Origin of the sequence: Corallococcus sp. CA054B (assembly GCF_003611625.1) — a bacterium.
Lineage (GTDB): Bacteria > Myxococcota > Myxococcia > Myxococcales > Myxococcaceae > Corallococcus > Corallococcus coralloides.
Map to the genome: position 1 here is coordinate 1 of NZ_RAVY01000266.1, position 10,998 is coordinate 10,998.

Consider the following 10,998-nt stretch of genomic DNA (forward strand, 5'->3'; position numbering starts at 1 on the left):
GGCGGGCAGGGGGGCCGTCGTCCCCCTGGCTCTGCCTGACGTCGAGGCGTGCGTGCTGTCCTCGCGCCCGCTGGCTCGAACGAGGTTTCCTCCTGGTGGGACGCGGGTTCTGGGTGTGGTGCTGGGCTCTCGTGGCGCTGGCGCTCTCGGGTTGCGACCCGGGGGCGGAGCTGACGCCCTGTGCAGTGGACTGCGAGGGCGCGGCCTGCGCGGCCTGTGTCACGTCCTTGCCCGAGGAGACCGTCCGGCCCGCGCTCGCGTGTGATCAGCTCCCCGCGCCGTCACGGTGCCTGGGGCCTCGCGTGCTGGAGCGCTGTGTGGATGGCGCCGTGCACCGGGAGGACTGCGCGGAGGACACGACCTGTGTCGAATCACCCGAGGTCGCCTGTGTCTCCGGCTCGGCGTGTGTCGACGGCGTCTCGCGGTGCACGGAGTCCAAGGCCTTGCAGGTGTGCACGAACGGCCGGTGGGTCGCGCGGGCCTGTGACGTGGCCTGCGAAGCCGCTCCCGGCCGGGGTTTCTGCGGCAGGCCCGGGGCCACGTTGAGCGGCACGGTGCGCTATGCGCGCCGCTTCCCGGATGCGGAGTTCCGCGCGTGGACGCCGGACGTGGAGCCGGTGCCGGCTCGCGGGTTCCTCATCGTGTCTTTCCAGGGCACGAAGGTGCTCGACTCTCAGGTGACGGATGACGCCGGCCGCTTCACGCTGAAGGTGTCGTCGTCCCTGGGAGATGACGACCGTGTCGTCGTGTACGCGGCCGGTCGGGGGCGGGACGGCGCGGTGGCCTACGCGGTGGCGGACCCCGGGCTGCCGGGCGCGCAGTCAGTGAAGGCGGTGCCGGGGGATGCGGCTCGCATCTGGAGTTGGTCGCGCACGGCGCGCGAGCTGTCCGAACAACCTGCGTTCACCCTCGCCGAGTCCGAGGGCTCCGGCGCGGCGGCGGTGTTCGACGTGCTGGGCACGGCCTGGCGCAGGATGCGCGAGCGCTACGGCGGACGCGACGGCCTGCCCATCGTGGCGTGGCTGGGCTTTGGGACGACCTGGTCCTGTGGGGCGTGCTTCGCGCCGTGGCCGGTGACGGCGGTGGGCCGGAGCTGGGACGCGCAGGTGTGGCTGCCGGGGGACTCGGATGCGGCGTGGTGGTCGGACGCGATGGTGATGCACGAGCTGGGGCACTGGGTGATGGCCAGCCGGGGCACCAGTCCGGAGGAGGGCGGGCCGCACTACGTGGGCGTGCCCACCTTCCCGGGACAGGCATGGAGCGAGGGCTGGGCCACCTGGTTCAGCGCGGACGCGCGCCGCAGTCCCCGCTACTTCGACCGTCAGGGCGGGACGCTGTTCTGGGTGGACCTGTCCGCGCGAGCCTCCTCGGTGAGCCCCTGGACGCGGCCCCACGCGGAAGACGGCCTGCTCCAGCCCATGGACGAGAGCGAGGTCGCCGCCATCCTCTACCGCACGGCCACCGGTACACCGTCGAGCCAGCACCTCTACGACGCGCTCGCCGCGCCCGCGATGAACCGGTCGCCCTGGGCGCGCGGCTACACGCGGCACACCTGGACGCGGGATGAGAAGGGCGCGCTCACGGACGTGGTGGACACGGGAAGGCCCTCACCGTGTCTCGCGGACTTCCTGGACACGCTGATGTGCCAGGGCTTCCCGAGCACCCGGGTGGACGCGGCCACCGAACCCGCCACCGCCTTCCCGTACCCCAGCCACGCGCCCCTGTGCCCATGACGCCCTCCCTGAATCGGAGCCCCGTGCTCACGCGTGAGTTCTCGTGCCCATGAAGCTTCCCCGTGGGATGCAGCGAAGCTGGCGGTCCGCGCCCCTGAACCTCCTGCGTCCCTTGATGCGGAACCGCGTGGCGGGGGCCGTGCTGGCACTGGCGCTCGTCGGAGCGCTTTCGGCCGGGATGGCGTCCGGCGTGGACAGGGTGCGGCGCAAGAAGCCGCCAAGGCCTTCCGATTCACCTCCTCAGGCTCAGGGGAAGTCCGTCCACGCGTCATCGCCGACGCTCCTGGCGTCCGCGCGGTCGGTGGCGCTGCCCGCGCACGGGATGCGTTCATGGGACCTGCCGTCGCGCGAAGCCCAGCGCTCGCGGTCCGCTCTGGCGAAGACGCAGGCTACGGATATTCCGACCGCGGTGCTCACACGAGGCCCGGAGGACGGCGCAACGGCGACGGACAGCCCGGCGCCACGGCCGTCGGTGCTCCCCGCAACAGCGCGCATCCCCGCGCCGCTGCACGTCTCCTGGCGGGTGGTGGATGCCAGCGCGGACATGGTGCGGCTCGTCGCGCGGCTGGAGCGGAGCCCGGGCTTCACCGCGCCCGTGGAGGTCTCCCTGCGCGTGCCGCCGCGAACGGTCCTCCGGGAAGGCCCCACGTCGCCCATCGTCCTGGACGGAGACACGCGGGAAGTGCCCTGGACCCTGGGACTGCCCGAGGGCTCCAGCCCCGATGACGACCTCGTGCTGCTGGCGAGCGCCGGAGGCGAGTCCTTCGGCGTCCACGCGGAGGCGCGCTACCGCTTCGGCCGGTCGCTCACGGAGTCACCCCGGCCCACGCCCACGGGGCCTCCGCTGCCCGAGGCCCTCATGCGCTCCCGCGAGTAGTCCCGGGCTCAATCCAGGTTGAAGTACACGTCGTCGATGGCGCCGTGGAACTGGTCGTTGTTGTTCCCGGCGCTCTTGGCCCCGATGGCGACGGGCTGTCCCGATGGGGTGATGTCGTAGGTGCTGGGGAGCAGCGCGCTGCCCCGGGCCACGTTGTCGACGAGGATGGTCAGCGTGGTGCTGGTGCGCTGACACGTCACCTTGTGCCAGCTGCCGTCCGCGATACCCACGGACGCCTTGACGATGACGGCGTCCGCGCCGCCGGTGGTGCGCACCACGCAGCTCGGCTTGCCCGTCACCGCATCGTCCAGCTGAAGCTTCCACTGCGCGGTGCTGTAGAGCCCCTTCTGCACCAGGTTGGAGCCGTGGTCCGCGCTCAGCTCCGCGAGCGTCACGCGAACGCGCGCGCCGAAGGAGAACAGCGCCGTGCCCGGGTTGAGCGACGCCGAGTCCGCCGCGCTGATGAACGCCTTCGCGCACGTCGTCCCGACACAGACGGCCGGGAAGCGCACGCCCTGGCCCTCGTAGCCCGCCGTCTCCACCGCGACGGCGCCGCCATTGCTGGCCTGCGCCGTGCCTGTGTGGCCCTTGCCGCTGTCGTCCACCACGGTGGTCACCGGGTCGGACACCGACTCGAACTTGTAACGCAGCTTCTGGCTCACCGCGCCGGCCGTCACCGGCCCCAGCAGCAACACCGCGGCCAGTCCCACGCGCATCGGATGGTTTCGCATGATGGTCATCCCCCTACGACGACTACGGCACGTCCACGGCCAGCTTCTGTAGCGCGCTCTTCGCGTCCGCATGGTCCGGCTGCAGCTGCACCGCGGCCTCGTACTCCTTCTTCGCCTCGGCCTTGCGGTTGGTGGCCTCCAGCAGCTGCGCGAGCGCGAAGTGCGGCTCGCCCGCGCCCGCGTCCACCTGCGCCGAACCCCGGAACGCCTTCTCCGCCTCCGGCAACTTGCCCTGCCGGTACAGCGTGTGCCCCAGGTACAGCAGGCCCAGCGAGTTGCGCGGCTCCACCGCCAGCACGTCGCTCAGCACCTGGAGCGCCTTGGCTTCGTCACCGCCGCGCAGGTACAGGAAGCCCAGCTCCGCGCGGGCCTCCAGCTGCGCGGGGTCCTTCGCCACCACCGCCTCCAGCTCCGGCACCGCCAGGTCCGGCCGGCCGCGCCGCGAGTGGAGGATGCCCAGCCGCGCCAGCGCCGCCGTCTCCGCCTCCTCGCCCGCGGCGGGCGTCAGCAGCTTCTCCGCCGCCGCGTAGTCGCCCATCGCGAGCAGCAGGTCCGCCAGGCCCAGCTTCGCCGCGCGGTGCTTCGGATCCTCCTGGAGCACGGCCTCGTAGAGCGGCCGCGCCTGGGCGCCCACGTGCTTCTTCGCGTACGCCTCCGCCAGCATCAGCCGGTTGTCCACCGTGGGCTGGAGCTTCACGCAGGCCGAGTACTGCGCGATGGCGCCGTCCAGGTCGCCCTTGGCCTTGAGCGCGTCGCCGTAGCCCGCGCGCACGCCGGGCTCATCCGGGAAGGTCTCCACCGCCGTCTTCAGCGTGGCCACCGCGTCGTCCACCTTGCCCAATTCCAGATATGCACGCGCCAGGCCCTGGTAGGCCTCCGTCGTCTTCTTGCCGTCGTCGGCGCTCTTCTCGATGGCCTTCTGGAACGCGGACACCGCCTGCGTCTTCTTGCCCTGCGCCAGGTACAGCTGGCCCAGCTGCGTGTACGGGCCGCTCGCGCGGCGGGGCCCCAGGAGCAGCGCCTTCTCGAAGGCCTTCGTCGCCCGGGCGTTCTCCCCCAGCTGGAAGCACGCGAGCCCCAGGTTGAAGTGCGCCTCCGCGTACTTCGGATCCAACGTGATGGCCTTCTGGAACGCCTCCGCCGCCTTGCGCGCGTTGCCCTGGCCGTCCAGCACCACGCCCAGGTTGTTCTGCGCGCGCGCGTGCTTCGGGTCCGCCTTGAGCGCCGCCTGATACTCCGCGAACGCGCCCGTGACGTCGTTCTCCCGCATCAGCACGACGCCCAGGTTGTAGTGCGCCTCCGCGTCGGAGTCCTTCTGGCGGATGGCCTCGCGCAGCGTCTCCTTCGCCTCCGCGGCCAGCCCCTTCTCCGCCAGCGCCTTGCCCAGGTTCACCCGAGCCACCTGGAGCGCGCCGTCCAGCTTCAGCGCCTCGCGGTACGCCTCGATGGCGTCGTCCGTGCGGTTCGCGCGCTGGAGCACCTCGCCCAGGTTGAAGCGCAGCTCCGCGTCCTTGGGCGACAGCTCCGTGGCCACGGAGTACTGCGTGATGGCCACATCCATGTCGTCCTGGATGCGCGCCAGCAGGCCGCGCTCTGAACGCAGCGTGGCCTCCTCCGGGAAGGCCGCCAGCGCCGCGTCCAGCACCGCCTTGGCCTTGGGCACGTCACCGGACAGCCGCAGCGCCCGAGCGAGCGCGACCTTCGCGGGGATGCCGTCCGGCGTGAGCCCGACGAGCTTCGTCAGCGGCGCCACCGCGCGGCGCGCCTGGTTCTGCGACAGGAAGGCCGTGCCCAGCTTGTAGAGCGCGTCCGGGTCGTCCGGGAGCTTGTCCGCGCGCGCAGCGGGCTTCTCCGGCGGAGGTGCCTCCGGAGCGGGAGCCTGGGCCGTCAACAACTGGAGGAGAAGGACTCCGGCTTTCGTCATCACAGGTTCTCCACGTACGGGCTGGCGCGCGCGTCGAAGGTCTTCTTGGCCAGGGCGGCCTTCTTCGCCTCCCACGCCTCCTTCGCCGCCTGCGCTTCCTTCGTGTCCCCCCCGAGGTTCGCGCGCTCTTCCTTCACGGCGGCCTCGCACTCGGACACCTGCTGCTCGAAATCCTTCGGCTCCAGGCGCTCACTGCCCTGGACCTTCGCCTTGCGCGCCGCCGTCAGCCGCGCCAGCTCGAAGCGGGCGAAGGCGCAGCGCAGGGACAGCTGCTCCACCTCGCGCAGCCCCACGTTGAGGCGCTGGTGCGCGCGCAGGTACTCCACGCGGGCCTCGGACTCCGCGATGGCCAGCTGCGCCACCTCTCGGGACGGCGCGTCCTGCGCGCGGTCCTCCTCGTCCTCGGCGGCCTCCTGGCGGCTCTTCGCACGGCGGATGTTGTCGCGCGCGCGGTTGATCTCGTTGTCCGCCTCGTCCACGCGGTCGATGGCCAGCGCCAGGTCGTTCTCCGCCTCCAGCAGCTCGATGCGCGTCTCGTACGGCAGCTTCTTCACCAGCGCGTCCGGCACGCGCATGCCGTAGCTCGGGCCGCAGGCGGCGGTCAGGAGGGACAGGCTGAGGAGCAGGTGGCGCTTCATGGAGCAATGGCCTCGAAACGGCTGAAGATGGTCCGGCCGGAGTAGACGTCGGTGCCGTTGGTGAACGTGACGTTGAACTCGCCCGACACCCGGTCCCCGGGGTTTTTCGGAAGGGACTTCACGAAGAGGTTGCCGCGCACGAGCGGCGGGAACGGACGCACCGGTTCATCCAGCACGCTGCGGTCCACGCTGCCCCGCTGCGAGCCGTCGTCCAGCGCCTCCGCCATGTCGATGTCCAGCGAGCCCGCGTACTCGTTGTCCGGCAGCATGTCCGCCACCCGCGCGCTCACCTTCAACACCACGTCCTGCCCGCTGCCCTGCGTGTTGACGAAGCTCACCGCCAGCGTCCCTTCCGCCAGGGCCGCCTCCGTGCGCTGGTAGCGCAGGTCGATGAGCTCCGTCACGCTGCCCTCCAGCTTGCCGCCCTCCTCACCACACGCGGTGGCGACGAGCGCGAACAGCACCGGGGCGATGCGGCGGAAGGGCGCGCTCACTTGCATGCCTTCCATCCCGCGTCCACGTCCGGACCGTTGAGCGTGCCCATGTCCTTGAGCACGGCCAGCTCGCGGCGCGCGCCGTCCGTGTCGCCGAAGCGGCAGCGCAGCGCGGCCAGGTTGAGGCGGGCCTTGTCGTAGGTGGGGTCCGCCTCCAGCGCCTTGGCGTACGCCGCCCGGGCGCCCATCGCATCCCCCAGGTTGAGCATGGCCCAGCCCAGCGCCGCGTGCGCGGACGCGCGCGTGTCCTGCAACTCCGTCACGCGCCCGAAGGTCAGCTGCGCCATGCCGTACTGGTGCGCGTCCAGGTAGCCCATGCCCAGGGCCTCCAGCGCCTCCGCGGTGAGCACCCGCTCCGCCTTCTTGCGCAGGTCCTCCAGCGCCGCGGGCTGCGTGGGCGCGGCGGGCTGCGGTACCGGCAGCGCGGCCACGTCCGTGCGGTTGCGGCAACCCACCACCGCCGCGTTGAAGACCTCCAGCGACTCCGCGCGGGACAGACAGGCCTTGAAGGCCTCGTCGGAGCGGGCCTTGAGCGGCCCCACCTGCTGCTTCACCGCGTCCTGGAACTGCTTCGTCTCCGCGGCGGACAGCCCGCCGGGCACCGGCGTCTGGTCCACCACGTCCGCGATGTGGCCGTACGCCAGGGCAATCTTCCACAGCGATGCCACCGCCCACTCCGGATACCCGAGCGACGCGGCCTGCGTGTACACGCCCTCCATGGCCTGGAGCGCGGCGACCTTCTCCTCCACCTTGTCCGCCGGCAGGTCCTTGTAGCCGCGGTAGAGGATCTCGCCCAGGTACCAGAGCCCCTTGGCCGCTTCCTCCGTCTGGCCGTTGGGGCCCTGCACCGCTGCGGTGAGGGTGGAGATGAGCGCGTCCGGCGGAGCGGTGGGCGCGGTGGTGGCCTGCACCTCCGCGAGCACCGCCGCGGCGGCCACGTTGTTCTTGTCCAGCTTGAGCGCCGTCTCCGCCGCCGTCTTCGCGCGGGCGTAGTCCTTCTGCTTCAGGCGCGTCTCGGCGAGCAGCGCCAGCACCTCGCCCTTGCGAGCGCCCGCGGCCTCCGACGCCGTCTCCAGGTTGCGGGACGCTTCCTTGTACTCACCCAGCGCGATGCGCAGGCGGGCACCGGCCATCCAGCCGTCCACCGACGCCAGGTCGCCCGTCAGCTTCTGGCCCACCTGTTCGAACCAGCCGGCCGCCTCGTTGAAGGCCGCCGCCTCCGCCGCGTGCCGGCCCAGCGTCAGCAGCACGTCCGACAGGTACTGGCTCTTGGGGTAGGACTGCGCCAGCTTCGCGCCCAGCTCGCGCTCGCGCGGCAGGTCGCGCTTCTCGCGCGCGGCGGTGAACGCGCCGTAGAGCGCCTTCTCGCCGATGTCGCTGTTCTTGTTCTCGTCCGCGACCTTCATCAGGCCTTCGATGACGTCGCCCGTCTCCTGCGCGCTCTGCAGGGCCAGCTCGTCCAGGGCCTCCGCCTTGCTCTGCGTGAGGATCTTCTGCACCTCCCCGCGGAAGTTGGACGGCAGCGAGGACGCGAGGAACTTGCGGCCCGTCTCATCCAGCTTCTTGAAGTCGTTCACCTGCCTGAGGCTGTCCAGGGCCAGGTTGCCCGCCACCGGCGCGTCCTTGTACTGCGGGTGCGCCAGCGCGAACGCGGTGAACAGCTCCGCCGCCTTCGGGTACTCGCCGTCCTCGTAGTAGGCGCGCGCGATGTTGAACTTCACGTCCAGCACGTGCGGGCTCTGCGGGTAGCGCGACACGTAGTTCGCGCCCAGGAGCTTCAGCGCCTGCCGCGCGTCGGCCACCTCGAAGGCGTTGCGCTTCTGCGCCTCCTCCGGCTTGAGCGTGGAGAAGTGGGCCAGGAGCGCGCCGTACATGGCGGTGTCCACGGCCTTGTTGTCCTTGGCCTTGTCCTCGTAGCGGGCCAGCTCCTCGAACTGGCGCGCGGCCTCCGGGAACTCCTTGGCGGCGAAGAGCGCGTCCGCGCGGTTCTTCATGATGGGCCGCACGTACTGGTCCGGCCGGAACAGCCCCAGGTACTCGCGGTAGGCGGCCGCGGCCTTCACGTACAGGTCGCGCGAGTCCGCCTTCTGCGCGGCCAGGTGCACCTGCGTGGCCAGGTCGCGCGCCATCTCCTCCGTCTCCGCGAGCTGCTTCTTGCGGTCGGACTCCGTCATCTCCGGGTCCGTCTTGCTCTGCACCGCGGCGCGCACGAGGAAGCGGATGTCCTCCGGCTCCGGCATCACCTTGCCCTTGGCGGCCTTGAGCGAGTCGTACAGCTTCTGGCCGCGCTCCAGGTCCATCTCCGGGTCCGGCTGCACTTCCATCAGCTTGCGCAGCGTGGGGATGGCCCACTCGTACTGCTGCTTGATGAAGTAGCGGTTGCCCAGCTTGTCCAGCGCGAGCGCGTACGTGGCGCGGCTGTCGCTGAGCTTCTCGAAGTAGTTGAGCGCGCCCTTGGGGGGCTTGGCCTCCGTGTAGCTGTAGACCAGGTCCAGCAGGGCCTCGCGCTTGACGTTGAGCGCCTTCTTCACGTCCACGCCGGGCAGGGGCGCGCTGGCGGCCGCCGCCTCGAAGAACGTGACGGCCTCCGCGTGCTTGGCCTGGTTCACGCGGATCCAGCCCATCTTGTAGCGGGCCAGGTCGTGCACCGGCGACGGCGGCAGCTCCAGGATGGCCTGGTAGTGCTTCTCCGCTTCGACGAGGTCCGCCTTGTCGAAGAAGTGGTCACCGAGAATCTGCTCGGCTTCCAGGCGCAGCGGGCTGTTGGGGAACTTGCGCGTCAGGTCCCCCAGCGTCTTGAGCATCTCGTCGAACTGGCCCAGCTCGCGCTGCTCGTGCGCCAGGTAGAACGTCACCTGGTCCCCGTCCTTGAAGTCCGGGTACTCGCGCAGCAGGCGGTAGTACATCTGCACCGCCTTCTGCTTCATCAGGCGCGTCTCCGGGGAGACGATGGCGCCCGTGGCGCCCTCCGGCCGGGTCTCCGCCTGGAGGTAGTACACGTAGCGGCTCTTCTCGACGTAGAGCTCCGCCAGCCGGAACTGCAGGTCCGGCAGGTAGGGGGCGTTACGGCTCTTGGAGATGAGCTTCTCCGTCTCGCCGATGGCGCGGTCCACCTTGAAGATGTCGCGCTTGAGCTTGGCGACGAGCTCCTCGCGCTCCTTCGCCTTGGACACGATGGGGTTGGTGTTGGGTCCCACGCGGCCGCTGGGGCCGGGGGCCGCGGCCGCGAGCAGCGCGGCGGTGATGAGGCCGGTGAACGGGCCGGTCATGGGGTTTCCTCGATGCAACGGCTCTCGATGCGGACCCGGTAGGACTTGAGCTCGTCGTTCCAGTATTCGTTGTCGAACTTGAAGGCGACCTGCGCGGGCGACAGCAGCTCTTCCTCCTGCGCCGCCACCACCTGCGCGCCCTTCTTCACGCGCTCGTACAGCTTGAGGCCGACCTCGTACTCCATGAGGCGCACCTGCTCGGCGGCGCGCAGGAGCGTGTCCGCTTCCTGGCGCACGGCGTCCTGCAGCCGCGCGTCGTACACGCGCACGGCCTCCGCGTGGGACAAGTCGTAGACGCGCGTCAGGTGCCCGAAGAGCCGGTCGCCGAAGCTGCCGGCGAAGCGGCCCAGGCGCTCACCCTCCAGGTCCAGCAGGGCCACGAACTTCGCGGCGCGCTGGGTGCCGCCGTGCGCGTTGGCGGCGCGGCGCAGGCGGGCGTCCTGGCTCAGGTCCTCGCGGTTGCGCACGGACTCCAGCGAGTCCGCGTACCGGCGCGTCAGCTCCTTCGCCGCGCGCTTGGCGGGCAGGTAGTGGCACAGGTCGCGGAAGATGAGCGCGCGCAGCAGGTACTTGTCCGGCATGAACTCATCGCGGAAGGACGGCGCGTCCAGCGTGGTGAGGATGCCCAGCGCCGCGCGCAGCTCGCCCAGCTTGTAGCGGGTCCACGCCTCCTCCAGGTAGAGGCTGGCGCGGCCGGGATCCAGGTCCGGCAGCTTCACCTTGCCGTACGCGTCCAGCGCGCCGGTGAAGTCCTTCTTCTCGTAGCGCAGGCGGGCCACCGCGAGCGCCGCCTCGTTGCGCGCCTCGCGGGTGAGCTTCTCGTCCTGGGACAGGCCGAGGAAGTCCTTCACCATCTCCTCCGGCGGATCCTTCACCTGCTTGAGGCGGGTGACGAGCAGCGCGAACTTCGCGCGGCTCGCTTCCGCGCTCGTCTCCGGCAGCTTGGAGAAGTGCGTGTTCGCCCAGCGCTCGTTGCCCACGCGCAGGTCCACCAGGCCCTGCTGGTAGTGCGCGTAGGCGCCCGTCTCGTCCGGGAGGAAGCCCAGGTCGAGCGCGCCGAAGACCTGCTCGTCGATCATCACCTCGTCGTGCGGCCGGTCCGTCAGGCCCTTCAGCGCGTCCAGCGCGCGCGGCAGCACGTTGGGGTTGGTGCGCTCACGCGCGATGCGCGCCAGGTACGTCGCGCCCGCGTGCGTGAGGCCCAGGTCGATGAGGCTCCGGGCGAGGAAGTACTGCCCCCACGCGTAGTTGTCATCCGTGCGGGGCGTGGCCTGGAGCCACGCGTACAGCGGGCCCGCGGCGTCGCGCGGCTTGCCGTCGAAGTAGGCCTTG

Annotated in this window: 8 protein-coding genes; 2 read left to right on the forward strand and 6 right to left on the reverse strand. The window is 70.9% G+C overall.

Features of this window, described 5'->3' with window-relative positions:
- The first annotated feature begins 95 nt into the window (after positions 1-95).
- Positions 96-1,733, forward strand: a complete 1,638-nt coding sequence (locus D7V80_RS37560; RefSeq protein WP_120592644.1) for a hypothetical protein — start codon at positions 96-98, stop codon at positions 1,731-1,733.
- 49 nt (positions 1,734-1,782) lie between these two features.
- A complete protein-coding gene (locus D7V80_RS37565) occupies positions 1,783-2,610 on the forward strand; it encodes a hypothetical protein (protein WP_147447346.1) in 828 nt (275 codons plus the stop codon).
- Between the two features lie 8 nt (positions 2,611-2,618).
- Here D7V80_RS37565 and D7V80_RS37570 read toward each other — a convergent pair whose 3' ends face one another.
- The 6 genes from D7V80_RS37570 to D7V80_RS37595 all read right to left on the reverse strand — a co-directional run.
- The gene (locus D7V80_RS37570; protein WP_158616767.1) at positions 2,619-3,341 is read right to left on the reverse strand and encodes a laminin G domain-containing protein; all 723 of its coding nucleotides are present in this window, start codon (positions 3,339-3,341) and stop codon (positions 2,619-2,621) included.
- Between the two features lie 22 nt (positions 3,342-3,363).
- Positions 3,364-5,265, reverse strand: coding sequence for a tetratricopeptide repeat protein (locus D7V80_RS37575; RefSeq protein ID WP_120592647.1), 1,902 nt, complete (start codon positions 5,263-5,265; stop codon positions 3,364-3,366).
- The gene (locus tag D7V80_RS37580) at positions 5,265-5,903 is read right to left on the reverse strand and encodes a hypothetical protein (protein ID WP_120592648.1); all 639 of its coding nucleotides are present in this window, start codon (positions 5,901-5,903) and stop codon (positions 5,265-5,267) included. The genes D7V80_RS37575 and D7V80_RS37580 overlap by 1 nt, the downstream gene beginning before the upstream one ends.
- On the reverse strand, positions 5,900-6,403 hold the full coding sequence (locus D7V80_RS37585; protein ID WP_233586022.1) for a hypothetical protein: 504 nt from the start codon (positions 6,401-6,403) through the stop codon (positions 5,900-5,902). Before D7V80_RS37585 ends, D7V80_RS37580 begins: the two co-directional genes overlap by 4 nt.
- Entirely contained in the window at positions 6,394-9,666 is a 3,273-nt protein-coding gene (bamD, locus tag D7V80_RS37590; protein WP_120592650.1) for an outer membrane protein assembly factor BamD, read from the reverse strand. The genes D7V80_RS37585 and bamD overlap by 10 nt, the downstream gene beginning before the upstream one ends.
- Positions 9,663-10,998 (reverse strand): hypothetical protein (locus tag D7V80_RS37595; protein ID WP_120592651.1); only part of this gene is annotated, 1,336 nt, incomplete at its 5' end. The genes D7V80_RS37595 and bamD, both read right to left, overlap by 4 nt.

What these genes read in the sequence shown, in the direction of transcription:
- D7V80_RS37565 (WP_147447346.1), top strand. Translation starts at nt 1,783, where the DNA reads ATGAAGCTTCCCCGTGGGATGCAGCGAAGCTGGCGGTCCGCGCCCCTG.
- D7V80_RS37570 (WP_158616767.1), bottom strand. Translation starts at nt 3,341, where the DNA reads ATGCGAAACCATCCGATGCGCGTGGGACTGGCCGCGGTGTTGCTGCTG.
- D7V80_RS37575 (WP_120592647.1), bottom strand. Translation starts at nt 5,265, where the DNA reads ATGACGAAAGCCGGAGTCCTTCTCCTCCAGTTGTTGACGGCCCAGGCT.
- D7V80_RS37580 (WP_120592648.1), bottom strand. Translation starts at nt 5,903, where the DNA reads ATGAAGCGCCACCTGCTCCTCAGCCTGTCCCTCCTGACCGCCGCCTGC.
- D7V80_RS37585 (WP_233586022.1), bottom strand. Translation starts at nt 6,403, where the DNA reads ATGCAAGTGAGCGCGCCCTTCCGCCGCATCGCCCCGGTGCTGTTCGCG.
- bamD (WP_120592650.1), bottom strand. Translation starts at nt 9,666, where the DNA reads ATGACCGGCCCGTTCACCGGCCTCATCACCGCCGCGCTGCTCGCGGCC.